The sequence below is a fragment of the Candidatus Binatia bacterium genome, assembly GCA_026415395.1.
Lineage (GTDB): Bacteria > Desulfobacterota > Binatia > HRBIN30 > HRBIN30 > HRBIN30.
The window spans coordinates 771,032-797,656 of record JAOAHD010000007.1 but is presented as its reverse complement, the minus strand read 5'-3'; the positions used below and the strand labels follow the sequence as shown (position 1 = coordinate 797,656).

Annotated in this window: 24 protein-coding genes and 1 riboswitch; of the genes, 14 read left to right on the top strand and 10 right to left on the bottom strand. The window is 60.1% G+C overall.

Annotated features, from left to right (window positions below; translation table 11 throughout):
* Positions 1 to 22: 22 nt before the first annotated feature.
* Positions 23 to 1,225 (bottom strand): acyl-CoA dehydrogenase family protein, encoded by a 1,203-nt coding sequence (locus tag N3C12_07985; protein MCX8072375.1) that lies wholly within the window; start codon positions 1,223 to 1,225, stop codon positions 23 to 25.
* Positions 1,226 to 1,647: 422 nt separating this feature from the next.
* Here N3C12_07985 and N3C12_07980 point away from each other — a divergent pair, with 422 nt between their 5' ends.
* Entirely contained in the window at positions 1,648 to 3,867 is a 2,220-nt protein-coding gene (locus tag N3C12_07980) for a RecQ family ATP-dependent DNA helicase (GenBank protein MCX8072374.1), read from the top strand.
* 116 nt (positions 3,868 to 3,983) lie between these two features.
* On the opposite strand, the gene arsC is transcribed toward N3C12_07980, so the two are convergent.
* Together arsC and N3C12_07970 are read right to left on the bottom strand one after the other, a co-directional pair.
* Positions 3,984 to 4,334: an arsenate reductase (glutaredoxin) gene (arsC, locus tag N3C12_07975; GenBank protein ID MCX8072373.1), complete on the bottom strand. Its 351-nt coding sequence runs from the start codon at positions 4,332 to 4,334 to the stop codon at positions 3,984 to 3,986.
* 91 nt (positions 4,335 to 4,425) lie between these two features.
* Complete coding sequence (locus N3C12_07970) at positions 4,426 to 4,827, bottom strand: hypothetical protein (GenBank protein MCX8072372.1); 402 nt, start codon at positions 4,825 to 4,827, stop codon at positions 4,426 to 4,428.
* Positions 4,828 to 5,048: 221 nt separating this feature from the next.
* Here N3C12_07970 and N3C12_07965 point away from each other — a divergent pair, with 221 nt between their 5' ends.
* Entirely contained in the window at positions 5,049 to 5,357 is a 309-nt protein-coding gene (locus tag N3C12_07965) for a hypothetical protein (GenBank protein ID MCX8072371.1), read from the top strand.
* A gap of 143 nt (positions 5,358 to 5,500) precedes the next feature.
* Here N3C12_07965 and N3C12_07960 read toward each other — a convergent pair whose 3' ends face one another.
* Positions 5,501 to 6,475, bottom strand: coding sequence for a peptidylprolyl isomerase (locus tag N3C12_07960; protein ID MCX8072370.1), 975 nt, complete (start codon positions 6,473 to 6,475; stop codon positions 5,501 to 5,503).
* Positions 6,476 to 6,606: 131 nt separating this feature from the next.
* On the opposite strand from N3C12_07960, the gene rimO reads away from it, so the two are divergent.
* The 10 genes from rimO to N3C12_07910 all read left to right on the top strand — a co-directional run bounded on the left by rimO (position 6,607) and on the right by N3C12_07910 (position 17,124).
* Positions 6,607 to 7,959: a 30S ribosomal protein S12 methylthiotransferase RimO gene (rimO, locus tag N3C12_07955; protein MCX8072369.1), complete on the top strand. Its 1,353-nt coding sequence runs from the start codon at positions 6,607 to 6,609 to the stop codon at positions 7,957 to 7,959.
* A gap of 15 nt (positions 7,960 to 7,974) precedes the next feature.
* On the top strand, positions 7,975 to 8,412 hold the full coding sequence (locus N3C12_07950) for a TraR/DksA family transcriptional regulator (protein ID MCX8072368.1): 438 nt from the start codon (positions 7,975 to 7,977) through the stop codon (positions 8,410 to 8,412).
* 73 nt (positions 8,413 to 8,485) lie between these two features.
* Positions 8,486 to 9,799 (top strand): DUF4147 domain-containing protein, encoded by a 1,314-nt coding sequence (locus N3C12_07945; GenBank protein ID MCX8072367.1) that lies wholly within the window; start codon positions 8,486 to 8,488, stop codon positions 9,797 to 9,799.
* Positions 9,800 to 9,846: 47 nt separating this feature from the next.
* Positions 9,847 to 10,587, top strand: a complete 741-nt coding sequence (locus N3C12_07940; GenBank protein MCX8072366.1) for a 7-carboxy-7-deazaguanine synthase QueE — start codon at positions 9,847 to 9,849, stop codon at positions 10,585 to 10,587.
* Positions 10,588 to 10,887: 300 nt separating this feature from the next.
* Entirely contained in the window at positions 10,888 to 11,910 is a 1,023-nt protein-coding gene (locus N3C12_07935; protein MCX8072365.1) for a phosphotransferase, read from the top strand.
* 57 nt (positions 11,911 to 11,967) lie between these two features.
* On the top strand, positions 11,968 to 12,534 hold the full coding sequence (gene folE, locus N3C12_07930; GenBank protein MCX8072364.1) for a GTP cyclohydrolase I FolE: 567 nt from the start codon (positions 11,968 to 11,970) through the stop codon (positions 12,532 to 12,534).
* Between the two features lie 54 nt (positions 12,535 to 12,588).
* Positions 12,589 to 12,673, top strand: a riboswitch (ZMP/ZTP riboswitch).
* A 42-nt stretch (positions 12,674 to 12,715) separates the two neighbouring features.
* Positions 12,716 to 13,864: an alanine--glyoxylate aminotransferase family protein gene (locus tag N3C12_07925; GenBank protein ID MCX8072363.1), complete on the top strand. Its 1,149-nt coding sequence runs from the start codon at positions 12,716 to 12,718 to the stop codon at positions 13,862 to 13,864.
* Positions 13,865 to 13,867: 3 nt separating this feature from the next.
* Positions 13,868 to 15,457, top strand: coding sequence for a phosphoglycerate dehydrogenase (serA, locus tag N3C12_07920; GenBank protein MCX8072362.1), 1,590 nt, complete (start codon positions 13,868 to 13,870; stop codon positions 15,455 to 15,457).
* 6 nt (positions 15,458 to 15,463) lie between these two features.
* Positions 15,464 to 16,759: an adenylosuccinate synthase gene (locus N3C12_07915; GenBank protein ID MCX8072361.1), complete on the top strand. Its 1,296-nt coding sequence runs from the start codon at positions 15,464 to 15,466 to the stop codon at positions 16,757 to 16,759.
* A gap of 113 nt (positions 16,760 to 16,872) precedes the next feature.
* A complete protein-coding gene (locus N3C12_07910; GenBank protein MCX8072360.1) occupies positions 16,873 to 17,124 on the top strand; it encodes a hypothetical protein in 252 nt (83 codons plus the stop codon).
* Positions 17,125 to 17,176: 52 nt separating this feature from the next.
* Here the strand turns inward: N3C12_07910 and N3C12_07905 are convergent, their stop codons facing one another.
* Genes N3C12_07905 through N3C12_07895 form a run of 3 tightly spaced genes read right to left on the bottom strand, consistent with a single transcriptional unit; the run spans position 17,177 to position 20,677 of the window.
* Positions 17,177 to 17,959, bottom strand: a complete 783-nt coding sequence (locus N3C12_07905) for an SDR family oxidoreductase (protein MCX8072359.1) — start codon at positions 17,957 to 17,959, stop codon at positions 17,177 to 17,179.
* Between the two features lie 35 nt (positions 17,960 to 17,994).
* Positions 17,995 to 18,231 (bottom strand): hypothetical protein, encoded by a 237-nt coding sequence (locus tag N3C12_07900; GenBank protein ID MCX8072358.1) that lies wholly within the window; start codon positions 18,229 to 18,231, stop codon positions 17,995 to 17,997.
* Between the two features lie 43 nt (positions 18,232 to 18,274).
* The gene (locus N3C12_07895) at positions 18,275 to 20,677 is read right to left on the bottom strand and encodes a right-handed parallel beta-helix repeat-containing protein (protein ID MCX8072357.1); all 2,403 of its coding nucleotides are present in this window, start codon (positions 20,675 to 20,677) and stop codon (positions 18,275 to 18,277) included.
* A 215-nt stretch (positions 20,678 to 20,892) separates the two neighbouring features.
* Here N3C12_07895 and N3C12_07890 point away from each other — a divergent pair, with 215 nt between their 5' ends.
* Both N3C12_07890 and N3C12_07885 read left to right on the top strand, forming a co-directional pair.
* Positions 20,893 to 21,672: an SDR family oxidoreductase gene (locus N3C12_07890; GenBank protein ID MCX8072356.1), complete on the top strand. Its 780-nt coding sequence runs from the start codon at positions 20,893 to 20,895 to the stop codon at positions 21,670 to 21,672.
* A gap of 25 nt (positions 21,673 to 21,697) precedes the next feature.
* On the top strand, positions 21,698 to 22,903 hold the full coding sequence (locus N3C12_07885) for an MFS transporter (GenBank protein MCX8072355.1): 1,206 nt from the start codon (positions 21,698 to 21,700) through the stop codon (positions 22,901 to 22,903).
* A gap of 163 nt (positions 22,904 to 23,066) precedes the next feature.
* Here N3C12_07885 and N3C12_07880 read toward each other — a convergent pair whose 3' ends face one another.
* From N3C12_07880 to N3C12_07870, 3 genes are read right to left on the bottom strand one after another with little or no spacing between them, the layout of a single operon-like run.
* A complete protein-coding gene (locus N3C12_07880) occupies positions 23,067 to 24,224 on the bottom strand; it encodes an acetyl-CoA acetyltransferase (GenBank protein ID MCX8072354.1) in 1,158 nt (385 codons plus the stop codon).
* Positions 24,225 to 24,257: 33 nt separating this feature from the next.
* Positions 24,258 to 25,691, bottom strand: a complete 1,434-nt coding sequence (locus tag N3C12_07875; GenBank protein MCX8072353.1) for an OB-fold domain-containing protein — start codon at positions 25,689 to 25,691, stop codon at positions 24,258 to 24,260.
* A 9-nt stretch (positions 25,692 to 25,700) separates the two neighbouring features.
* Entirely contained in the window at positions 25,701 to 26,618 is a 918-nt protein-coding gene (locus N3C12_07870; protein MCX8072352.1) for an SDR family NAD(P)-dependent oxidoreductase, read from the bottom strand.
* Positions 26,619 to 26,625: the final 7 nt, after the last annotated feature.

Genomic DNA, 26,625 nt, shown 5'->3' with positions numbered 1-26,625 from the left:
GAACTCCTCCGAAGGCTGTCCCTCAGAATCTGGGTTGCACTGGCATTCCCAGACCAAAGAGGCAGATCAGGTCGCGCTGCATCTCGTTTGTACCGCCGCCGAACGTAAGGATATGGATCGATCGCAGGAGCTGGCCTACGCGCCCGTTCAACGCTGCATCCGGCGACCCAGGCCGGAAGGTTGCCGCCGTACCCAGGATTTCCATCAGCAGCCGACAGGCCTCGAGATAGAACTCGGTGCCGAACACTTTGATCGTGGAGGCATGAGCAGGATTCAGGGGCTCGTTTTGCTCGGCAAGCCACGCAACCTTAAAGTTCATCAAGCGGAGGAAATCCAGGCGAGCGTAGATGCGCGCGAAGTTGGTTTGTACCCACGGGAGGTCAATGACCCGCTGCCCGGTGGCGAGCCGTGTATTCTTTGCCCACTCCAATACATCTTCCACGACCCCCTCGATGAGCCCTGAGCTACAGAGGGTGACGCGTTCGTAATTCAGTTGGTTCGTAATCAGTTTCCAGCCTCCGTTGACCTTGCCGACAAGGTTCGACACCGGCACCCGCACATCGTCGTAGAATGTGTAGTTCGTGTTAAGATCGCCCATGTTCTTAATCGGCACACAGCGAAAACCAGGCACATTCGTGGGTACGATGATGATCGAGATCCCTTTGTGCTTGGATTTCGTTGGGTCGTTCGGGTCGGGCCAAGGGTCGGTACGCACAGCTAGCCAAATGTAGTCGGCGTCAGTCGCGAGGCTGGTGAAAATTTTCTGCCCATTGATCACCCATTCGTCTCCATCCCGCACTGCGCGACACTGCAGCGAAGCCAAATCGGTACCCGCATTCGGTTCGGTGTACCCGATCGCGAAGAAAATCTCCCCACGGAGAATGCGCGGCAGGTAATATTGCTTTTGTTCCTCAGTCCCGTACTGCATGATGGTGGGCGCAACTGAGTTAATCGTCAGCATGGGAACAGGTGCGCCGGCACGCATCGACTCGTCAAAGAAGATAAACTGCTCAATTGCGGTCATCCCGCGGCCCCCGTACTCTTTCGGCCAGCCGATCCCCAGCCATCCATCCTCGCCCATTTGCCTTACAATGCGGCGAACGGTGGGGCCGACTCCTTCACTACGCCGAATCTCCTCCTTAATTTCTGGTGTTAACAGCTTCGCGTAGTAGTCGCGCAGCTCTTGCCGTAGCCGCTCATGCTTAGGTTCTAACGCCAACCGCATCGTCTCCTGTGCTCCCTTCTTACCCAACGGTTACTCAACCTGAGGTTGTTTGCGCCATGAGCTGGCACCGCGCAACAATCCCCATCAAAAGGCGCGTCCTTAGTACAGGCCCCCAGCTAAAGAAACCGCTGGTGGACTGTTGCTAAACCTATGCATTTCTGCAAAGAGTTAGCGCGTTGGCTCGCGTACCCTTGGAGGGAACGGGGGCGCAAGCCGTACAGCTAAGGGTTTAGCGGCCCACCTTCGGTGGCAGCCAGTGTCAACAATTGTTCTCCTCACATGCTGAGGGTGTTTAGCGGCGTAGTGCAGCAAACGGCGTGAGCCTCACGGTGTTCGCTTTCTCTTGTTCTTCAAGGTCGTCGGGCCGTTTACTCACGAGCAACGAGCGCACGCCAAAGGGTGGCAGGTGAGAGGTGAGAAAGGTGCCACGCAAACGAAAAACGACACCGCAAGACATCGACCAGACCACCACCGCCAGCGGAGAATCCCCAGATCCAGAGCGCAATCTGCCCGTGAACGAGGGCGGTGCGGCAAACGCGAGCGAGGCACAACCAAGTGAGCGGCCTCGCCGACGTTCGCGGCGGAAGAAGGCTGCGTCAGCCTCCGAACCCCACGCCACGAGCGATGAAGCCGCAGTCGAGCAACGTACGCAGGCGCCGGATGAGTCCACGGCAGCGACGGTTTTTAGCGATGGCTCGACGTTTGTGAGCGCTCCTACTGCGACCGACGGGGAGGATCAAGCCGAACCACCAATTCTTGAAGTACACGAGGAAGCGTTGTTCGAGGAGATTCCCGAAGACGCTTCATCCCCCGACGAGGTCTCCTTAGAAGGAGCCGCACTCGAAGGAACCGAACAGTTCGAGGAACTTCCGGAAGGTTTGGACGAAGACAGCGAGGGTCGCGAAGAAGAGGCGGACGAAGAAGAGCCCGTACTTGCAGAGAATGTGCTGGCTGCGCCACCAGTGGGGGACAATCTCTCTCCCGAGGAAATCGTGCGCCGTGCGCAAGTACGCGAGGCTGCGCGGCGGCTCGGAATTCAGCAGCTCTACCCGGAACAAGAGCGCGCTATTTTTGCCGCGATGGAAGGGCAAGACGTGCTTGTCGTGCTGCCGACCGGTTTCGGGAAGTCCGCTTGCTACCAGATTCCATCTATGATTCTGCCCAAGCCCGTCGTTCTCGTTTCCCCGTTGTTGGCTTTGCTCCGAGATCAGCACGAGAAGCTTTTGGCGCGTCGCATCCCGGTTGAGCGAATTGATGGCACAGTACGCGGGCGTGCGCGCAAGGAGGCGCTCGATCGCATTGAAGCCGGCGGCTCCCTCCTGGTGATGACCACGCCAGAAACTTTGAGCAGCGAAGAACTCGGCGAAGTCCTTCTGCGTTGTGGTATCTCGCTCGCGGCGGTTGACGAAGCACACTGCATCTCTGAATGGGGGCACGATTTTCGGCCCGCCTACATGCGGCTCGGGGAGCGGCTCCATGAGCTCGGAAACCCACCCGTACTTGCGCTCACGGCTACGGCCACACAAGCCGTGCGCGACGACATCGTTCGGTACTTAGGGATGCGCAACCCGGCAATTGTCGCCTCCTCGCCGCATCGGGCAAATCTGGCATTCGAAGTGGTCCATGCCACAGGCAACGAGCGCCTGCGCGCGCTGTTCCGCTTCATCAAGCGCCTGCGCCGGCCGGGGATCGTGTATTGCGCAACAACCAAGGAGGTGGACCGCCTCTACGGCGCCATGGCGCGCATGCGCCTGCCGGTGCACCGTTACCACGGGCGGATGGCCGCCAAGGATCGGAACCGCGAGCAAGAACTCTTCATGCGCAAAGGGCGCCGCACAATCATGGTGGCGACGAGCGCATTCGGCCTCGGCATAGATAAGCCGGATATTCGCTACATCATCCACTACCAGGCACCCGCATCCCTCGAGCAATACGTGCAGGAGGCAGGCAGAGCCGGTCGGGACGGGAGGCGCGCAAACTGCATCCTGCTGTTCGATCCCGGCGATCGGGAGGTTCACGAAACCTTACAGCAAGCAAGCAGAATTCGGCCTGACCAACTCTACCGCATTAGCACGGCGCTGGCTGCTTACGCTGCCGAACAACGTGAGCCGGACATGGAGGCGCTGACTCTGGCTGCGCAACTGAACGAGCGGCAAGCTAAAGCCCTGCTTGTCGTACTCGAGGAAGCCGGTCTCGTACGTCTGGAAGAGGACAAAATTCATATCGTGGTGCCAGCCGACGAATTCGAGGAGCAAGCTCGTGCCTTGGCGGGCCGGTTTGTAACGCTGCGAACGCAGGATGTACGGCGGTTGGACCGGATTGCCGAATATGCGCGCTCGAAAGAATGCCGCGCGGTGTTCCTGCGGCGTTACTTCGGAGAGGAAGACGGCACTCCTTGTGGCCTTTGCGACATTTGTCGCGGGGCAAGCGAGCGCCCGGTAACGTTCTACCAACCCATTGCCCGACCTGAGAAACCAAAAAAGAAAAAACGCAAGCGCAAGCGGAAAAAGTCAAAACAGGGTAAGGCAACGTTGGTGATCACTGCAGGCCACAGTAGCGGTGCACCCCCGCCGCCTGAGGAACCGCTGCCTGACATGGTCACGGAGCCCGAGCCGTTACCTCAACTGCCAGACGAGCCCTGATAGGCGCGAGGCCGCCTGACCTCGGCTCTTTCTTCGGCTGCACGGTGCCGAGGGAAATTTCGGTACGGGCAGCGCCCAACCTCTGCAGCGCGCACGGGAGCCAACCCTCAAAATTGCTACTCCACGAGCTCGAGGACCCGCTCCGGCGGGCGCCCCAGCACCGCCTTTTTCCCCCGCACGACGATCGGTCGCTCCATCAAGATTGGGTAACGGGCCATGGCAGCAAGAATTTCTTCGTCCGTGCTGTTTGCGCTTAAACCGGCCAGAGCAAACTCTTTTTCTTTCTTGCGCACCCACTGCGACGCTGGCATCCCGAGCTTCTGCCTAAGCGCCTTCAGTTCCTCGAGCGACAACGGCTGTTTCAGGTACTCGACGACTTCGAGAGGGACCCGTCGCTCTTGCAGTAACGCGAGCGCTTGCCGGCTCTTCACGCAACGCGGGTTGTGGTAGATCACTAGCTTGCTCATCACCTCCCACGCTACCAACAGAAGCCCCTCGATGTCGAGACAGGCGAGATCCTGTTTCCCCAGAACCTCGGGCGTACGGGGCGGTGCCACATCAGGCTGCTCGGCCGCGGCGGCCTCGGCGCGCACGGGGAGCTGGTTCTGGCCGCGGCGGCTGGGAGGCACTCCAACGCCGCAGCCGCAGGCGGATGTCGTCCGGGTCGAGCCGCAAGACATCGCAAACGTACTGGAACGAAAATGCGCCCTCACGGGGCGGGGCTGGATCGGGTTCCATCAGCCACTGCTCAGCCTCCCGAAAGAGGCGTTGCCCGACACGATCACGCGCAGAGTAGTTCCGCTGATAACAACGAATGGCATCCGCCAGCAATGCAGCCAGCAAGTGACACTCTCCGGACCTCAACGGACGATCCGCCGCCAAGTCGCGAAAATACTGCGAAGGCAACAATACGTCCTCTGCAAAGAGCTCTTCGAAAATCCACCGCTCTGAAGGCGACATTGCCGGAACCTCTCTTCTCGGGGATGCAGCAATTGCCGCACCACCAGCGCACGTCCGCAAGTGCCAAAGGAAGCCCGCCGCAGAGCTCGCACCGTTTCTCACACCCGGTAGTCAGGGCGAGTCCGTGCCGTTGCGCTTTTGCAACCAACTGTCGCTATACAGCCGAGCACGATTCTGGTAGGAAGCGAACGCAAATTCCTCGCAGGAGAAGGAGAGCGGCCATGGCTGACAAGGGGCGGAACGACCGAATCACACAGCTTGTGCGCGAGGTTGAGAACGTTGCCAAACAACTGCGCAACGAGATCCGCAAGCGCGTCGAGGGCACGGGCATCCTGAAGCAATGGCAATCCACCGCGAACGAATTGCGCAAACGAGCTGCAGCAGTTGCTGCCCAGGTGGAAAAATACGCGCGCGAAGTCCGGCAAGATTTAGAGAAGGCAACAAAGGCCAAAGCGAAACCAGCTCCTAAGGCTAAGGCGGCAAGCCGGCCGAAAAAAGCTGCCCCGAAGGCTTCGCCTTCGACGATGTAGTGTTTGTCCTGAGTGCGGACAGTCTGGACCGCGATCGTGAATGTGGTTCAGCCTGTCCGCACCTACCCTTCGAGGTCGGTCCTAAGACAATTGCGGCTTCAGAAGTTTAGAGCGCGCACAGCAATCTTTGCGGTTTGCAGCACCTACCGCGATTGCGGGCCATCATTAGCGAGCTTGGGCAAGAGTACCTCAACTTTAGCCTTGGCGCGGAGATCTTCGATGAGCGCTTCCTCCGCTTCCTCCCGCTGATCGTCTTCCAACATGGAGCGGATCTCATCCGCCACTTCGTGTAACGGCGCTCGGCCAGCGGGTCGGCGATCGGTCACTTTGATGATGTGAAACCCATACGGGCTCTCCACGACGTCGCTAATCTGGCCAAGCTCGAGCTGGAACGCGGCTTGGGCCACAGGTGTCGGCCGCTCCGGAAAAAAATCCAAATCGCCGCCCTTCCGGGCTGTGTACGCGTCCTGTGAGTATTGTTTCGCAAGCTCCCCAAAGTCTTCGCCCTCACGAGCCCGTGCCAGAATCTCTTCAGCCTTGCGGCGCGCTGCTTCTCGATCGTTCCCCTGGATGCGAATGAGAATGTGGCTTGCACGGACCATGGGTGGGCGATCGAACCGTTCCCCGTGCTCGCGGTAATACTCTTCCACCTGGGCCGGAGTGATCCTCACCTTGATTCGTTGATCGAGGAACTTCTCAATCAGGAGACTCCGTTGCAGCTCCTTGCGCGCTAAAACGGGATCCGTTTGGCTGAGCCATTCGTTCATCGGGTGCCCCGGACCCGCTGCCCGCGCTTGCTGCAGTTCGGTTTCAACCTCTTTGTTCGTCACCCTAATCCCTGCAGCAACAGCCGCCTGAACAAGCAGTTCCGTTGTCATTGCTTGCTCCAATGCATCGCTCCACGCGGCCTCTACAGACACCTGCGCGTTCTTGGCAATCTCGCTGGCCAAGCGATAAACGTCCGCAGCAAGGATCGGCTTGCCATTGATCCGCACGGCCACTTGGTCGGGTGCGAGCGGGGCGGCAGCCAGTCTCGCAAGCGGCGAACAACACATCGCCACCACTGCAACGGCAATCATCGAACGCCCTTGAAACACTTTCATTTCGCTCGCCCTCATCGTGCCCTCGCGACGCCCCGGCGTGTAGCAGCAGTGGCCAGCCGCCGGAAAGGGGCCCCAGCGAATGCGGGCACGCCACCCTGCGCCATTGCAGCGGTGAAGGCCGTTGCTTAAACGAGAACGTTCGCATTATGCCGCGGGTCTATCTAGAAAGCTTGGGCTGCCCCAAAAATCGCGTGGATAGCGAGATCATGCTGGGATTGGCGCACCAGGAGGGGGCGGAAATTGTCACCGATCCCGAAGTGGCCGACCTCGTCGTGGTTAACACCTGCGGGTTCATCGACGCCGCCAAGCGCGAGTCGATCAACCGTATTGTCAGTTGGGCACAGTGGAAAGCAGAGGCCCCTCATCGGCGCTTAATTGTGACCGGCTGCCTCGTGCAGCGCTACGGCGAGGAACTCGCTGAAGCGCTCCCCGAGGTGGATGCCTTTCTCGGCACCGGAGACTTCCTGCGACTCCCAGAGCTCTTGCAGGCAAATTCCCAACGTCGTACTGCAATTTACCGAGGAGCGGCGCATCTCCTTCCGGATACCAACCTTCCTCGGCTCCGTACAGGCGACTTTTTCAGCGCTTATCTTAAGGTTTCGGAAGGCTGCGATCACCGCTGCAGCTTTTGCATCATTCCGAAGATCCGTGGGCAGCATGAAAGTCGGCCTCTCGATTCCGTCCTCTCCGAAGCCGAGCACTTGGTCCGCGAGGGCGTCGTGGAGATCAACTTAGTCGCGCAAGACCTCACCGCCTATGGGCGCGACCGGCGCGATGGGACGACACTCGCGAGGCTTTTACGAGAACTCGCCAAAATCGCGGGGCTACAGTGGATCCGCCTGCTGTACAATTACCCTCGCTACGTCACCGACGAATTACTCGAAACCATCGCGAGCGAGGAAAAAGTCTGCCCCTACATCGACATGCCCTTGCAACACGCAAGTACCCGGATCCTGCGGGCCATGCGGCGGCAGCGCAGCGGCGAAGAACTGCGGCGCCTTCTTACACGAATTCGAGCAGCCGTGCCTGGGGTGGCGATTCGAACTGCCTTTATCGTTGGCTTCCCCGGAGAAACAGACGAGGACTTCCGCACACTGCTCGACTTCGTACAGGAGCAGCGTTTCGAGCGTCTTGGCGCATTCGTTTATTCGCAAGAGGAGGGCACGCCAGCCGCTGATCTGCCTGAGCAAGTGCCTGCGCAAATCAAACGCCACCGCTACCGAGAATTGATGCAAACCCAGGCTCAGATTTCTGCGGAGTACCAGAAGTCACAAATTGGCAAAGTCCTTCCCGTGCTGGTTTGCGGGCAGGACCACCGTGGGAGGTGGTTCGGGCGAACACCGACTCAAGCGCCTGAGATCGACGGAGTGGTGTACCTATCGAATCCGGCGCCAGTGGGCCGGATCGTTCCGGTACGGATCGTCGGTGCTTCGACGTACGATCTTCGCGGCACGGTGCTGGAGGCAGACGGTGTTGACAGTTGCGTCGTTGGCCTTTAACTTGCGTGCCCCTTTTTGCGCGAGACTGCCATGAGAAAAGCATTCCTCAAACAGATGCAAGCGAAGCTCCTGGAAATGCGCCGTCAGCTGCTGCGCGAAATCGACAAGGAGCGCCAGGTAGGCCGTGAGGTCACAAAAGAAGGCGGCATGGATAGCTATGACCTCGCCAGCGAGGAACGCGATCGCGAAATTTCGTTCTTGTTGACAGACCGCGATCGGGAAAAACTCCAGGCGATCCAAGAGGCGCTCGATCGGATCGAGCAGGGCACCTATGGAATTTGCGAAAGCTGCGATGCCGAGATCGCCGAGGGCCGGCTGCTCGCGATGCCATTCACGCGGCTGTGTGTCTCCTGCCAGGCGCAAGAGGAGAAAGAAGCCAAGCTCCAGCGGCGTTACGACGATGAGCGGGCTTACCGGCAGCTCGGCGCCGCCGACGTGGAAGAAGAGAGCTAGCAGTCGAGCATATCCATTGGGTTTCAGTCCCTCAGCGCTCGCCTTGATGCCCGTGAATCTCTAGCCTCCCTTCATGCCAACTTGGCGGGAGGAGCTGGTCGCAGTCTTTTGGCGAGGCGTCGAAACGGTGCGGCCTGAGGACTGCGTAGAGCGGGCGCTGCATGTGGAGCGCGAGGAGGTATTCTGGGAAGAACCAGGCGGAATCTGCACTCAACTTCCCCTGCCAATTCTCGTCCTCGGCGCGGGCAAAGCTGCGGCTCGCATGGCCCTGGGCCTGTCGAAAATTCTGCCACCCTGCCAATACCGCGGAGCCATTGTCACCTCCGAGCGCCACACTGCCGACGTGCCTGGCGTCGAAGTTCTTGTCGGCTCGCACCCTCTTCCCGATCACCGCTCGCTGTCAGCGGCTAAGCATTTGCTGCGCTTAGCCCGCTCGAGCCGGGAACCCGTTGCGATCTTCCTGGTGAGCGGAGGGGCTTCGAGCCTTTTGGCAGCCCCATGGCCGCCAGTGACTCTGGAGGAGAAAATCGCCACTCACCGTTTGCTCCTTACCAGCGGCGCCAACATTGGCGAGGTCAACACGGTCAGGAAACATCTTTCGCGGATTAAGGGAGGCCGGCTACTACAACAGCTTCAGCGGCCGGTTTTTACTCTCGCAATCTCCGACGTTGTCGGCGACGATCCGGCTACGATCGGGTCTGGCCCTACGGTCCCAGACCCGAACACCTTTGCAGATGCCCAGAGAGTCCTCGCCAAGTACGAACTCTGGGAAACCGTGCCGAGGTCTGTGCGCACGGTCATCGAGGATGGCTTAGCCGGACGAATCCCGGAAACTCTGAAACCCTGGGAATCAGCAAGTCGCCTGGCTCACTACCGGATCATTGCCAGCAACAGAGAGACACGCTCAGCCTGCGCCGCGGCCGCGCGATCCAAGGGCTGGTTCGTCGAGGTTATTGAAGAGCCCATCGTCGGTGAAGCGCGAGAGGCGGCTCGCCGCTTCGCTACGCGAGTACAAATGGCTGCGGCGTGTGCCAACTCAGGCCCACTCTGTGTGATTGCCGGTGGAGAAACCACGGTAACAGTTCGGGGACGGGGCCTAGGCGGCCGCAACCAGGAATTTGCGTTGGCCTTGGCGCCCCTTCTGGCGGGCCTGCCGGTGTCCGCTTTGATAGCGGGTACCGACGGGGTCGACGGGCCCACCGAAGCGGCCGGGGCTTTCGTCGACGGCACGACTCTAGAGCGTGCGCACGCGCTGGGTCTCAACGTCGAGCACTACCTGGAGGCGAATGACTCCTATCATTTCTTTGCGGCACTCGGAGACCTTTTTATTACAGGGCCTACGGGCACCAATGTCATGGACTTGCAGATTGCCGTCGTCCACGGGTAAGGCCGCGTCTTGCCAGCGCACTTCCAGCAGCTACGTGGACAAAGCCAATGATCGGTTTTTTGAGCGAGGTTTTCGTTTCCTTCCAAGGGGAAGGCGCCCACGTCGGGGAGCGCCACCTCTTTGTTCGCCTCGCCGGCTGTAACCTCCGTTGTCGGTACTGCGACACACCCGGCAGCCTTGAACGCCACCCAGTTTGGCGCTGGCACGAGCCCAGCAGTGGCCGAGTCGAGGAACGCCAGAACCCGGTTCCCGTGAACGAACTGTCGCAACTGGTTGCTTACTGCCGGGAGCGCGATCGAGCTCTCCAAATGCTGGCGCTCACCGGCGGTGAGCCCCTTTTACAGGCCAAGTTCCTGCGCGCGCTCCTTGCTCAGGGACACCTGGCCTTACCTGTTCTCCTAGAAACCAACGGGGTCCTCCCCGACCAACTCGCCCTTGTGCTCCCTGGTGTACGCGTGATCAGTATGGACATCAAATTGCCGAGCAACAGCGGGGAGCGAGCGTTCTGGGACCAACACCGCGCCTTCCTCAAACTGGCAAAGCAGTGCGAGTGCTACGTGAAGGTGTTGGTCGACGAACAGACTTCCCCAGACGAAGTGGAAGCGGCAGCAGCGCTCGTCCACGAAGAGGCACCGGCGGCGCCCATGTTCTTGCAGCCGATTGTCGATCCGGAGGGTCGCCTCTGCATCCGAACGGAGACGCTCTCTGCTCTCTTTTCCCTTGCCTATCGCCGCCACGCGCAGGTGCGGGTCCTTCCTCAAATGCACAAATTCCTGCGCATACCCTAGGGGAGTGGAAGCTGCCCCGGGTCACACCGGTTGGGCAACAAGCGCTCCCGCTCTCATCCAACCTTGCTGCGCCACGGGCGACGCTTTTAAGCGAGGGATTGCCCCAGCCCACGCGCGTAGCGCGGACTCCCGTTGACGAGCAACTACAGGCACAATGGGTTTCTCCTGAGCTGCGCAACCAACCGCGGGGGCGAACAAAAGACGAACATTTTATTGACTTCAATGAACGTAGTACCGTATGGTACCCTAGCGTCCAGCCCGGAGCGAAATGAGCAGTGCGCCAGGCCAGGCGGTGCGCGCATGGAATGCGTTGAAACGAAGGCCAGACTCAGCACTACCGCGATTGCCGCAGCATTTGGCCTACGGCGGGTGATTCGGGTTCGGCGACTGCGCAACTCTCCTTTAGGCACCATCTTGCTGGAAACCGCGCGGGGGCGCTTCGTCGTTCGACGGCTCCCGCCGCGCTCGGACCACGAACTCAAGCGCAATGCCCAATTCTTAGTCTACATGCGTCAGCACGGGTGTCCGGTGCTCGCCCCATTGACGGACCGCAACGGCCGCTACTGGTACGGCTTGGGTCCCGTACTGTGGAGCGTACATCCAGTGCGCGAGTGGCGGCTGCGGCCTCTCGACCCAAACCACCCACCGCACCTCCGTGCTCTGGGCGAAAGCATGGCGCGGTACCACCTTGCGGGTAGGGGGTACCGCAAAAGCGGAGAAACGCGGCACACGCCGGAGCGACTTACGCAATTGTGGGCGGCCATACGCCCCTTGATGCCATCGTTTCTCGCTCGAACGACCCGCGCCTTGGATGAAGAAACCGAGTACCTTGCATGGGCCCTCGACCTCACAAAGCTGCCGCGCGGCCCGCTCCTGTTGGATATGGACCCACAGCGATTCTGCTTTCAAGGCGACCGCCTGATCACCGTTCTCCACTGCGACCCCGATTGCCGCGGACCCTACATTTTCGACCTGGCGCAGGCCGTGAACCGTTTGTGCTTTAGTCAGGGATCGTACGACCCTTCGCGCTTCGAAACCCTCGTGCGCGCTTACGATGCCTTCCGTCTCCTCGCTCTGCTCGAGTGGGATGTTTTTCCTAACGCCCTGCGGTTCAGCGCAGCGCGCTTCCTGATCGTCGGGCTTCAGCGCGTTTTCTTAGACCAAACCGAGTCCTGGGCAGCGTTCGAGTCGCGGTTTCACCCATGGTTCGAGCGTCTACGCATCCTCCGCCGCGAGGTCGACGGGCGCTTCGGCACCTTGCGCAATTTCATGGCCACGGGATACGAGTACCGGCGGTACCAACGAATCCGCGAGATTCCGTGACAAATAACGGATCGACGTTGGTTGCTTCGCTGGCTCGTTCCGTTAACGTTTTGGGCCATGGCAGAAGAAAGTCGTTTGGAGCAAGTGGTTGCCGAACTGCTGCGGCTGATCGGAGAAGATCCAAACCGCGAAGGTTTGCGCAAGACCCCGGCTCGGGTGGCGCGAGCGCTCCAATACCTCACAAAGGGCTACGCTGAGGACCCCAAACACGTCATCAACAATGCCCTGTTCACTGAGGATTACTCGGAGATGATTGTCATGAAGGATGTGGACTTTTTTTCGTTGTGCGAGCACCACATCCTGCCGTTTTTTGGTCGAGCCACAATCGCTTACATCCCCCGCCACAAGATTGTTGGGATCAGCAAGCTTGCTCGGTTAGTGGATGTGTATGCCCGGCGCCTGCAAGTGCAGGAGCGCATGACAACACAAATTGCCAATACACTCATGGAGGAGCTCAATCCGCTGGGAGTGGGCGTGGTCCTGCGCGCTGAACATCTCTGTATGCGGATGCGCGGTGTGGAGAAACAAAACTCCGTGGTGGTCACCAGTGCGATGCTGGGTGTCTTCCGGACGCACCAAGAAACGCGCGAAGAGTTCATGACGTTGGTGAACGGATCCCGCTAATATCCGCGTGCTTGACAGCTCCGAGGGACTTCACTATCGACGAGCCACACATTGATTGGTCTGCACGACTGGCGTTGAACGTGGAATTAACCACGGTGGAGTGCTGACCTTCAGTGGGCCGTACGCCTGGGCCTCTGAACGCGAGAGGTTCAGGTTTTTTTGTTTACGGGAGGTAAGACCCATGATGAAGCATTACTTGCTCGCACCCGGACCTACACCCGTTCCTGCGCGCGTACTTCTGGCCATGGCGCAACCCATCATCCACCATCGCACGCCGCAATTCAGCGAGATATTTGCGCAGGCAAAAGCAGGATTGAAGTGGCTCTTCCAAACCGAGCAAGACGTTCTCATGCTGGCTTCCTCGGGCACCGGTGCCATGGAGGCGGCTGTGACCAACCTGTTCTCCCCCGGCGAAGAAGTCTTGGTGGTCAATGGCGGCAAGTTCGGCGAGCGCTGGGCGAAAATCGCAGGGCGGTACGGCCTTACGGTACACGAGCTCCGCGTGGAGTGGGGCAAGGCGGTCGAGCCCGCAGAGGTGGCCCGCACTTTAGAGCGGCACCCTGCCATTCGCGGTTTATTTGTCCAAGCAAGTGAGACTTCTACGACGGTGTGCCATCCCGTAGCCGAACTTGCAGCCCTCACTTGCAATCGGGACACCCTGCTCATTGTCGATGGAATCACCGCAGTCGGAGTGTACGACCTACCGATGGACCGGCTGGGCATTGACGTTCTCGTCACCGGTTCACAAAAGGCACTGATGTTACCGCCTGGTCTTGCTTTCATTGCCCTCAGTGAACGAGCCTGGGAACGAACGAAAACCGCCAAACTCCCGCGCTTTTATTTCGACTTGGTCAAGGAGCGAGAAAATCTCGCCAAAGACACGACGGCGTGGACACCAGCCATCTCCCTCATTATCGGGCTGCGCGAAGCGCTGGCCATGCTGCGCGAAGAAGGGCTCCAACAGGCCTTCGCGCGCCAGGCGCGGCAGGCAGAAGCGACTCGCGCCGCAGCTCGAGCACTGAACCTCCAGCTTGTTGCGCCCGAGCACCCAAGCCCGGCCACCACTGGGATTTATGTTCCGCCTGAGCTTCCGGGAGGGAAACTCGTGGCGTACTTGCGCGACCGCATGGGGGTCACGTTTGCTGGAGGCCAAGACCAGTTTAAAGGCAAGATCGTGCGCATTGCGCACTTGGGCTTCATTGACGCCTTCGATACCATTGTTGCGATTGGGGCATTGGAAATGGCGCTGAAGAAGTTTGGTTACTCGATCGAACTTGGCCGTGGTGTTGGCGCCGCCCAACAAGTGTTGATGCAAGGCCTACCGGAGTGACTCATGTATCGCGTCTTAGTTGCTGACAAATTGGCAAAGCCGGGGCTGGACATTCTTCGCGCTTGCCCGGAAATCGAGGTCGAGGAGACGGCGAGCCTAAAGCCCGCAGAATTGCGCACCAAGATCAGGCCTTTCCACGGCTTGATTGTCCGCAGCGGAACAACAGTGACGGCTGACGTCATTGCGGCCGCTGAGAACCTCAAGGTGATTGGCCGCGCCGGAATCGGTGTGGACAACATCGACGTCGAAGCGGCAACGAAACACGGCATTGTGGTGATGAACACGCCAGCGGGCAACAACGTCACCACCGCCGAGCACACGATCAGTATGATGCTCGCGCTGGCCCGACTGATCCCCCAAGCGACGGCGTCGATGAAGGCTGGCAAGTGGGAGAAAAGCAAGTTCGTTGGCTCCGAGGTGTTCAATAAAACTCTCGGCATTATCGGCCTCGGCAACATTGGGAGCCTGGTTGCCGAGCGTGCGCTCGGTCTCAAGATGAAAGTGCTCGCCTACGATCCGTTTATCTCGCGGGAGGCTGCGCAGCGACTCGGGGTGGAACTTGCCCCCTTCGAAGATGTTCTTGAGCGATCCGACTTCATCACCATTCACACGCCGCTGACCAACGAAACCCGCGGGCTCGTCGGCCGCAGCGCTTTTGCCCGGATGAAGCCGGGAGTACGCCTCATCAATTGCGCGCGCGGCGGCATCGTCGACGAGGAGGCACTGCACGACGCGATCACCGCGGGCAAAGTCGCTGGCGCCGCTCTCGATGTCTTTGCGCAAGAGCCACCCCCACCGGACCATCCACTCCTCAAGCTCGATCAGGTCATTTGCACGCCCCACCTCGGTGCAGCGACGGAAGAGGCCCAGATCAATGTTGCGGTGGCGATTGCGCAACAAGTGGTAAACTACCTCACCCGCGGGGTGATTCAGGACGCGGTGAATGTTCCGTCGATGAGCCCCGAGCTGCTGCAAGTGCTGTCCCCGTATTTGACTCTGGCGGAAAAACTCGGCAGCCTGCAGGGGCAAATGCTCACCCAGGCGCCGAGGGAACTCGCCATCGAGTATGCGGGGGAGATTGCCGAATACGACGTGAAAGCGTTGACGTTGGCGATCCTGCGCGGGCTCCTCAATCGTGTGCTTGAGTCGAGCGTGGTCAACTATGTAAATGCGGCAACCATCGCGCGCGAGCGCGGAATTCGCGTGGTAGAAGCAAAGACGGCCCAACCCAAGGGTTTTTCCAACCTCATTACGGTAGCGGCGACGACTGAAAGCAGCGTCAACGTGGTTGCGGGCGCCGTGTTCGGCCAAAAGGTGGTCCGCCTCGTGCGCATCAACAATTTCTTCCTCGATGCCGATCCTGAGGGGTACATCTTGATGTTGCACAATCGCGACGTTCCTGGAGTGGTCGGAGCTGTGGGAACGTTGCTCGGTGAGGCCAAAATCAACATTGCGCGCCTTGAACTTGGCCGCGAGCACGTGGGTGGTCTGGCCGTTTCCTTGGTTCACGTAGACGACCCCGTGCCCCCAGCCATCCTCGAGAAACTCCGGCAACTCCCTAACATTATCTCGGCCGTACTCATTAAACTCTGAATCTACATGCCAGCAGTTGTTGTTGTTGGAGCCCAGTGGGGCGACGAAGGCAAAGGCAAAGTCGTCGACATCCTCGCTGAACACGCTGACGTCATCGCCCGCTATCAGGGTGGGAATAATGCAGGGCACACCCTAGTTGTGGGTGGCGAGAAAACGGTGCTCCATTTGGTGCCCTCGGGTGTGCTGCATCCCGGCAAAGTCTGCGTTATCGGCAACGGAGTGGTGGTCGACCCCGCTGTGCTGTTGGAAGAGATCGCTCGCTTACGACAGCGCGGCTACCTACTCGAAGATCACTTGTTGAAGATCAGCGACCGCGCGCACTTGGTCATGCCGTACCACCGCGCCATCGATCTGGCGCGCGAGCGCTTGCGCGGCGAGGGGCGAATTGGCACGACGGGCCGCGGGATCGGTCCGACTTACGAAGACAAAATGGCACGGATCGGCATCCGCTTCGCCGATCTCCTGGACGAAGCGTCGTTCACCGAGCTTTTACGCTCCACGCTGGCTGAAAAGAACGCCTACATCCGCGCCCTGCTCCGCGAGGAGCCCTTCGCGTTCGAGGCCATCCACGAACAGTATGTGCGCTACCGAGAGCAGCTCGGAAAGTATGTGACCGACGTGAGCGTGTACTTGGCTCAAGCGTTAGCGAAAGGGCAACGTTTGCTGCTCGAAGGTGGGCAAGGCACGATGCTGGACGTGGATCACGGAACTTATCCCTTTGTCACCTCGTCCAACACCGTTGCGAGCGCGGCATGTACCGGCGTGGGAATCCCGCCGAGCCGGATTTCCTGCGTGGTGGGAATTGTGAAGGCCTACACCACCCGAGTGGGCAGCGGCCCCTTCCCCACCGAGCTCAACGACACCATTGGCGAGAAACTCCGGCAAGACGGCGATGAGTTCGGTGCCACCACGGGACGGCCGCGCCGTTGTGGCTGGTTCGACGCCGTGGTGGTGCGTCATGCCGTGCGCATCAACGGCATTCAAGGCCTTGCATTGACGAAGATCGACGTGCTCACCGGCGTCGATCCCATCCGCATTTGTGTCGCCTACGAGTGCAACGGCAACCGCTATGAGCACTTCCCCGCGAGCATGCACGTGCTTCGGAACGCGCGGCCGGTTTACGAGGAGCATCCGGGTTGGCAAGAACCTTTGAGCAACGCACGCACCATCGAAGATCTGCCGCGCAATGCCCGGCGCTACATCCAGCGCTTGGAGGAACTCACGGAGACCCCGATGTACCTGATCTCCGTCGGAGCAAACCGTAACGAAACGATCCTGCTCCGGAACCCGTTCCACTTATAACGTGGGGCGAACCCTCCTGGTTTGCAGGTAAATGTGCCGCAGGTCGTGCGCTGGCAGCGCACGCGGTCGACGAAAAGTTTTTTCTTGCAAGGGGTCTGCACCGCGTACATAGCATGGTGGTGTGGACCAAAGTCGGTATGGACAAAAGATTTGCCCCACTCGCCCGAAGTCAGTCTCGCTTAACGGAACTTGAACGAATCGTTCTCCAGCTTCGCTACAGGGTCACGGGTCGAGTGCTCAGTTACTCCGCGATTGCCCGGAGGTTGGGCCTTACCGCCTGGGACGTACGCCACCTGGAACGGGTTGCCCTCAAGCGGCTCCGGCATGCGTTCCGCAACGATCCCTTAGTGTGGGACGAGGCTTAGCCCTCCTCGGGTCACTTCAAAGAGCGTCCGCCGCGACGCCGCCCTCGCCCTTTCAGAGGTACACGCCACCGTTGGGGCTGAGCACCTGCCCTGTTACGTAACTCGCCTCGGGTGAGAACAGGTAAACAACCGCCGCGGCAACATCCGCTGGCTGGCCCACCCGGCCAACCGGAGCCCGGCGTGCGTACTCCAAAATCGCTTCTTGCGGCATTCCGGCACCACGCACAAGCGGCGTATCGATCAAACCGGGAGCCACTACGTTGGCCGTGATTCCATCGCCACCAAGCTCGAGCGCCAGCGCTTTGGTGAAGCCCACAATTGCGGCCTTGGCTGCGGCGTAGTGAGCGATCCCACGACCGCCACCGTTTAAACCGGCAACGGAGGCGATGTTCACGATTCGCCCCCAACCCAATGCTCGCATGTCGGGAATGACAGCACGCGCACACAAGAACGCCCCCCGCGCGTGCACAGCCATGGTGCGGTCGAAGAGCTCAGGATCCAATAAATCCAGGGGGCGGAACGTACAGACGCCCGCAGCGTGCACGAGGCCGGCAAAACGACCCACTTGTTGGCGCACCGCGGCCGCCGCCTGGTCAACGGCCCGAGGGTCGGCGACATCCGCCTGTGCGAATGCCCAACGGTCCCTTGCGAATCCTTCCCCCTCTGCCCAAGAGGTGCCTCGATCATCGATGTCGATCCCTGCAACCTTCCACCCCAAGTGCAGCAAACGGATGGCTACAGCCCGCCCTATTCCCGACGCTACTCCTGTAACCAACGCCGCACCCGGCGGTGCTTGTACTCCATGCTGCTCCAGCTCTCTATCGCTCGCCATCATCGCCTCTCCCCGCCATGCGTCTCTGACCCCCTTCGCTAGTGGGGGATGATGTGCCCTTCCAACCCTCCAGGAATCCGCTGGCTCAGTCGCTCCCAACCGCGGACAATCCGCAACGCCTCGTCGCGGTGGCTAAGGCCGGTCGCAACGGCAACGTTAGTGTGAATATCCACCACTTCCCACGATTCTTCGCCCGTGCGTCGCCAGCGCACCAGGCGCACGCGATAATTGGGCGACGCCTGCTCATCACGCAACACCTCTCGGCCCACTGTCATGGCCCTGTCCTCACCAAGCTCGCGCTTGTCCCACTGCTGTTGCTTATTGTGCAGAGCAATCACCCGGCAGAGAAGCAATCCACTCGCGAATGACTTCGATGGCCTCCTCGTGCACACGCCGCCGACCGAGCTCTGGCATGGCAATACCCGGGTCCAGCGAAATCATCCGGAACAGCAAGATTGACTGATCCGGCTTGCCCGGTTCAATATCGTAACGGAACCCACCCGTGCCCCGCCCCGCAGCTACCGGAGACTTACAAATGCCCAAGCGCAAGGGCTCGGTTTCCGAGATGCCTAAGTAGAGCCCGGTCGTCCGTGCAGCTCCAGCGGGGTTGTGACAGTGCGCGCAATTCACATCGAGGTAAGTTCGTGCCCGCTCTTCCACCGTACCAGTGCTCGGGTCCTCCAGTACTGCGGCTCGGGGCACGGTCTCTGGATCTACCGGAGCTCCTTGCAGGATCCCAATCCGCGTCCAGTACGTAAGCTGATTTTCAGGCCCGCTTGGGTAGTTGAACGTCTTGTTCAGGTTTCGTGCTTTCGTGCCGATTGGGCCCGTGTTCTTGAAACTCTCGCGGTGGCATTCTTTACACTGGTTTGCGTTCGGAACGTTATAGTCAAACGTGCGCTCCTGCCCGTCCTGCTGGATGGCTGACACACGCAACGGCGTTCCCAGAACGCGCAGCCGCGCTTCGGTTTCCTCTGCATTCCACACATAAGGCAAGCCAATCCAGCCATCTTCGCGCCGCACGAGCAAACGCGTCTCCAGCAAACGCTCTCCTGCATGCGGGGCCCTCATGTCGTAGGGATAGGCAAAGTTCTTAATGATCACGGTTCCCACCGGGAAGTCGAACGCTGCCTGCGAGTCGTAGTGGGCCTTGGTGCCAGGGGGCAAGTACACGAAGCGATGTTTGTTCGTGTAGTCGGAGAAGAGTTGTGTGTTGAGGTCGTACGGCACCACGCCCCGATTGGGCTGCAACTCGCGCATCCGGCCAACAAAGAAGCGATAGCTGGAGAGGAATTCACACGGCTCATCCTGCACGTCAAAGTTCACCCCGTTTCCCGGACCGACGGCACATCGAGTTTCCACGTTGCCCGCAACCGGCGTCGGCGTGGCCGGTGGTGGCGAAGGGAATGGCAAGGGTTGGGGCGCTTCCTCACCTACGCCCAGGATGACTACCTTCGGCAACAAGGGAAAACGGCAATCGTAGGGCGCTCGGTCACTACTCGCTCGGCCTCCAAAGCGCGGGAGATCCACGTTGAACAAGCGTGCCTGAGGGTCTTGGACACAAATCCGCAACGCATCCGGTAACTTCCCATCCACGTACTTGCGTGGATCCTCGAAACCGTCGATCAAGATGTCGGGCAGGGGCACACCGGTGATCGGACCGATCAGCGCTCCCGTGTCGGGATCCGGATCCGCTCCGCCATCTTCGTAGGTGTTGTCGTAAATGAACAGCGTTTCCGAATACTTGTCGTAGCGCGGATCGTTGCCGCGCAGGTTCCCAATAATTTGCGCGGTGTTGTAACTGATGATCAGCACTTGGCTTGTGCCGTTACCTCGAAAGCGGTTGCCAAACACCTGCACCTCATCGTTAGCGAGGATCATCAATCCGGTCCCCTTCGGTACCGCACTCACCGTCGTCCCTGGCGCGGCAAAATTGGCGGTGTTGTTTTCGACAATGTCGTTGTCGAAGACGCGCGTGCGTCGGCCATCGATAAACGGCAATCCCGGCAGGTTGAACACGAGAATTCCACCGGTATTCCTCGTGGCTGTGTTTTGGTAGACATCCGCGTCCGTCGAGTTCTCGATCTCAATACCAGCCACGTTTTCGTATACGTAGTTTCGGCGCACGATGATATTGTGGCACTGACCGACGTAAATGCCGGCATCCGACGCGCCGCGCACCACCGAGTCCTCGATCAATACGTTGGTGCACTCGATTGGATAAAAGCCGTAGGCTCCGTTGTTCGTATTGGGCCCCCGCGTCCACTCCCCGCGCACTCGACGAATGGTAATGTTGTTGCCGCCGAGAATTTTGAGCAAATCCCCAGGACTGTCCTCGAGCGCCAGGTCCTCAATCGTAAAATCATTGGCGGTCACCAGAAACCCCTCAGCGCCCGCAGCCTGATTCCGGAAGGACAGAACGGTCTTGTCGTGCCCCTCTCCACGAATGGTCACATTGTCCACGTCCAGCGAAAGCTGGCCAGTGAGGTTATACCTCCCGGCGCGGAGCAAAATCGTATCGCCCGGCCGCGCTTCGATGAGCGCACGCTGAATCGTTTCCAGGTCGTCATCTCCAGGAGACAAAATCACGCAGCGCTCGCCACATGCGTTTGCTCCTCCCGGAACGCCTACGGGACCAGCAGGTTCTCCGTCGCTCCCGCACCCCGCTCCGGCCAGCAGCAGCCCAATCAAAAGCAAACACCGCCACTTTGAACACGACATTCTTCGATCCTTCCCTCCAGACACGTCGGAAACGCAACTTACCTTGCCCTGCTAGATCGTGGCAAGGATGCCTACCCCATCCCATCGCCCCATCCCCCGGGGTGCAACCGCTCGACCGGGTTGGGCTTGGAGGGAAAGCTCCCGTGGAGCCTTGTTCCTGAGCACCGTTGTTGAATGACCATGCGTTTCCTGATTTACGGCGGCGCAGGGTCCCCATGTTGCTCGCGCAAAAGGTCGTGCTGGTATCGGGTGTCGGGCCAGGTCTCGGGCGCAGCGTTGCGCTTGCCTGCGCGCGTGAAGGGGCGCGTGTGGCGTTGGCGGCCCGCAACCGGGAATACCTCGAAGAGGTTGCTGGTGAAATCAGTCTGCGCGGCGGGCAGGCTGTGGCGCTACCGGCGGACATTGCGTCATCTTCGGCGTGCACCGACCTGGTGGAAGCAGTGATCGACAAATTCGGGCGCATTGACGTGCTGGTCAACAATGCCTTCCGTGGCGGCGTGGAACCCCGTTTCGAAGAAGTCGATTTGCAGCAGTGGCGGGAGGTGTTCGAAGTCAATGTGTTCGGGTCGTTGCAGCTCACGCAGAGCGTGGTGCCACACATGCGCAAACAAGGCGGGGGCTCGATCATCTTCGTCAACTCGATGTCAGCCCGGGTGATTGAGCCGGGCATGGGTGGCTACGCAGCATCCAAGGGCGCTCTATTGATCGCAGCCCGCACACTCGCGAAAGAACTCGGGCCTTACGGCATCCGGGTGAACTCGATCGTACCCGGCTACATTTGGAGCGAAAAGCTCGCCGGCTATTTCCGCTGGTTAGCAAAGCAACAAAATCGCACCTTCGAGGAAGTGCGCGACGACATCGCTAGCCGCACTTGCTTAAATCACATTCCCGACTCGGATGAAGTGGCGGACACCGTTGTGTTCTTCGCCTCCGATTTGTCGCGTGCTGTCACTGGCCAAGCCCTCGATGTCAATGCGGGGCACTACTTCGACTGATCCCCAATCCCTGCCACCGGCAGCCGTGTCGACGTTGTGGGGCGAGCCCTTGCGCTCCTGGCTCTTGCTCGCTGTTGGGGTGTGTGCCGTCAGCGCCCAGTCCGCTTCCTCGCTCGCCTTCGCCGTGCTGATGAAGCCTATGACCCAGGCATGGCAGATCGACCGCACCACGTTCGCCTCGGCAATGAGCCTACGCATGCTTCTCATGGTGGGCGCGATGAGCCTTGCTGGGCTCGCCACAGACCGGTTTGGGGCACGGACCGTGCTCGCCAGCGGCGCGCTAATCGTGGGAACGTGCACGCTCGCGTTGGCGTGGATTCCGTCGGTGTCGTGGCTGTACCCCACCATGGCGCTCATCGGGCCGGGGCAAGCAGCGATCGGCTCGGTTGCAGCTTCAGCCTTAGTCGTCCGCCACTTCACCAAGCGGCGCGGATGGGCTGTCGGCGTGCTCAACGGTGGGGACAACTTGCTAAACGCGATGATCCCCCTGGCCATCGCGGCAATTCTCCAGCACCGTGGTTGGCAAGCCGCGCTCTTGGCGTTGGGAGGGGCCTACCTCGCCCTTGCTCTAATCGTGCTCGCCACCATGCGCGCAGATGACGGCCGCGACCAACACGTCCGTGCTCAAACCTCAACCCGCCAAGCAACAGAACCGGCCACTCCTTGGCGCTCGTTTCTACTTTTACTCGTGGTCTACGCCGGCGTGTACGCCTTCGTGACCTCTGTGCAGCTTCACTTGCACGCGCACCTCACCGACCTCGGGTTTGCCCAGGCTCAAGCCTCGCAAGTCTTGAGTACGCAGCTTCTTGTCGGTGCCCTCGGCGCGCCGCTCGTTGGCGGCATCTCGGGCCGCTGGGGTGCTCGCCCCGCACTCGTAGGCACCATCGCCGGGTTGACGCTCGCTTCCGTCCTCCTGTGGAACTTACACAGCTCCGCTGCCTGGTTCGCGTGGGCAATCTTCTACGGACTCGTCAACAGTGGCATCGTAGCGCTTCTCGCCCTGCTTCTAACCGAACTCTTCGGCGCCGCCCGCATCGGCCGATGGCTTGGGGTGGCCATGATGGTGTGCATGGGCAGCACCATGCTGGCAAATGTGTACTCCGCCGCCATGTTCGACCACTTCGGCAGCTACGCGTTGGTGTGGAGGAGTTACTCCATTTTGATGGCGGCGGTATTACTGCCCGTCGTCGTGCTCGCCATGGAGAAACGGCCCCGAGCGGCTGCGCTTTAGCGCGTGGAGCCTTCCAAACCACGGCCCTTTGCCGTGAGGGAAACGTACCTACACGACGCAGAGCTACCGAGCCCCGCTCGAACGTATTCAGTCCAGCCTTTTCGGACGATTCCACCAACGAGCAGCTCTCGGCTAACCGAGCTTAGGCCCAACCACGCGCGGTTCAGGGCATTGTGACAATCGCCACACCACAAGTTTGCGGAGCACCGCCCAGGTTGTGGCTCAACGCCACGGTGGCGTTTTTCACCTGCCGGGGTCCGGCTTTTCCCTGAAGCTGTTTATAGTTCTCGTACAGCATGCGAATTCCGGTCGCACCGGTCGGATGGCCGAAACTCTTCAATCCACCGTCGGTGTTCACCGGCAGCGCCCCACCCAGTTCGAAGGTTCCGGCGGCAATGTGCTCTTTTGCAGAGCCCTTTTCCGCAAACCCCAAGTCCTCATAGGTCAGCAACTCGGTCAGGGTAAAACAGTCGTGCACCTGCGCCACGTGGATTTCCTTAGCCGGATTCGCGATGCCTGCTTGCCGGTAAGCGTCTTGCGCTGCATAGATCGTTGGTTTCCAGCGGAGGAAATCAAACGACGGATCCGACTGCGGGTTCGGGCCCAAGGCGATGGAAATCGCCCGAATGAGGACGTAATCGTCGCGAAAACTTTTCGCCAAGTCGCGACGAGTGAGAATTGCTACGGCCGCTCCGTCCGACTGTGCACAGCAATCGTAAAGACCGAAGGGCCACGAGATAATCGGCGCCTGCAACACATCTTCGACCGTGATTTCTTTCTTGATCATCGACTTCGGGGCCAGTGTGCCGTTATGGTGGTTCTTCACCGCGATTTTGGCCAAATCCTCGCGGGTAGCCCCGTAAGTTTCGAAGTAACGTGCGGCGCATAAGGCAAACCAGCCCGCGGGTGTCATGGGGAGCCCCCGCACCCCGGTGGTGACTGCGCTCGGACCGCTCACACCGCGGTCTTTCGGCTTATCGAAGCCCACCACCATCACCGTGTCGTACATCCCGCACGCGACGGCGAACACTCCGTACCGCAGGGCGTCGGTTCCGGTGGCACAATAGTTTTGGACCATGCTCACCGGACGCCCGAAAAGCTTGAGGGCATCGGCCACCTCCGCTGTGCCTTTCGATGGATACACCGCCCCGCAAAACACGGCTTCGATTTGCTTTTGCGGGTCTTCGATGCCCGCATCTTCGTACGCCTCGAAGGCCGCCTCGACAATCATGTCTTCCGGGGCCTTGTCCCAGTTCTCCCCGAACTTGCAACAGCCCATGCCAACGATCGCTACCTTGTCGCGGATTGCTTCTGCGTTCATCGTTGCCCTCCGCTTGCGCTGGTCACTTCCTGGTTACCAGGCGATATTCCTGACCGGGGTACACTTCCAAAAATAGTTGGGCGTGCCCCCATACTCGTGAATCTTCCGAAAGGTGAACTCCACGGGCATATCCAGCTTGACCTCTGTCGGTGTGGCATCGGTCATTTGCAAGTACACCCTCGCGCCGCCGTCAATTTCAATGGTCGTTACGATCAACGGTGGGTCAGGGCTGCCTGCGAAATAGTCGAACGTATACGACATCACCTTCCCGTGGCGCTCCGCCAAGCGGATTTCGTCGAAGTCGTCGCGCGCAAAACACTGAAAGCAGACTCGCTGAAACGGGAACTGCTCCGTCCGACAGCGGCGGCAGCGGTAACCGTGGAAAGCGATGTCCTCGTTGCGGTCACGATAATGCACCGTTGCCGACACACCTTGGCCGGCGCGCCGGTCGCTCTCGCTTGGGTAAAGGTTCCGGTAATTCAAATAGCGGTCGTAGTCCGCGAACTCGCGCCGCCGCGCCAGGTGCCACTGCACGCCACGACGTTTACCCAAACTCGCTACCTTGTCGGTAGTACGCACCAGCATTGCATCGGCCCCGTCGCCATAATTCGCCCACAGCAAACGCTCGCCGTCACGAGCTTGTTCTAAGGCCGCGGCCAGCAGCAGCGGAGCAAAGGCGGCCCCGCAGTTTCCCACCTTGCCAAACAGCGCATCTTGCACCTGGGTCTTCGCCTCGAACCCGGTCGCCCGTGCCACACCCGCCAAGCTGCGGGCATCCGGGGTGTACGCTACGAGCTTCGAGAAATCTCCCGGCGCGGTTCCAGTTTTCTTCAACAGGGCGCGAATGGCCTCAACGATGTTTTCGCTGTAGCCGCGTTCCACGACAAAGCGGTCTTCCCACGAGCGCACGAAGCGATCCCACTCCGTGCGCCACACATCGATGATCTCTTCAGCCAGGAACACCTGCTCTTCGAACACCGCTGCAAGGTCGTCGCCCCCGATCAAAAAGGCGGCTGCAGCATCACCGAAGTTGCGTTCCAGTGGGCTCCGGGGAGGAGCCGGGCGCGCGTCCGCCGCAATCACCAGGGCATTGCGGGCACTGCCAGCCCGCACCGCATCCATCGCAGCCCGAACCGCTGCGGTGCCCGCACGCGTGGAGTCCGTCAGGTCCGCAGTCATCACATCGCGGCGCAAATCCAAAGCCTTGGCAATTAATGCCGCTCCTTGCTTCTCCCGGTACGGGTAGGAGGTAGAAGCAAAATAAAGAGCGTCCACCTCCGTGCGGTCGATTCCCTCAAGACAAGCCATACCGGCTGCCACGGCCATGGTGACGGGATCTTCATCAAAGTACACCACTGCCCGCTCGCCACTCCCGCCACTGGCCTTGCGCCCGCCGCTGATCGCCCCCAGCGACAAGCGCAACATGGGGATGTAGGCGGCTTGCGACCGAATTCCTACTTCACGCATCTGGCTTCCCTACTTCTTTTCTTCCTTTTTCTCTTCCTTTTTGTTGTCGTCGCGACGCAACTGCGGGATGCCAATGGGCTGCAAATGTTCGAGGAAGACCCCATCGAAGTTGGCCGCAATTTCCTCGGCCGTGAGCCCTCCCGGCTTGTACATCATGGCAATCGGCCGCAGTTGCTGGAACAGGGTAAATCCGTACCCCCGCCGCCCAAAAATTTGGCCGTTCACATGGGCGGCTTTTTCCGATGCGAGAAACGCCACCATGGGGGCATTGCGATCCGGGTGCATTTCGTGCGGCGGCTCCTTGTTTTCCATTCCCGGCATCGTTGCCACCATTCGGGTGAGGCCAGCTGGCGCCATTGCGTTCACGGTGATGCCGTAGCGAGCAAGCTCCAGCGCCCAACACAGGGTCAGGCCCATGATCCCAGCCTTCGCCGCCCCGTAATTGCTTTGCCCGAAATTCCCCCGCAGCCCCGCGCTCGAAGTGATATTGATGATGCGGCCGTAGTTTTGTTCGCGCATGTGCGGGATCGCGTGCCGGCCGCAATTCCACGTTCCCTTGAGATGGACGGCAATGACCGCGTCGAAATCCTCCTCCGTCATTTTCACCATCGTGCGGTCACGCAAAATACCGGCATTGTTCACAAGGATGTCGATCCTGCCAAAATTTTCGAGCGCCGTATCGATAATCCGCTTGGCCCCTTCGAACGAAGCCACGGAGTCGTAGTTGGGCACCGCCTGCCCGCCCATCGCGCGAATCTCTTCCACCACTTGCATGGCCGGGTCTTCTGCCTTCCCTTGGCCATCGACCCCACACCCGAGGTCGTTCACAACGACCTTGGCTCCGTTGCGCGCTAACTCCAAAGCAATACCGCGACCCACGCCGCGGCCCGCTCCAGTGACTACAGCAACTCGACCTTCCAGCAGCATGACCCTT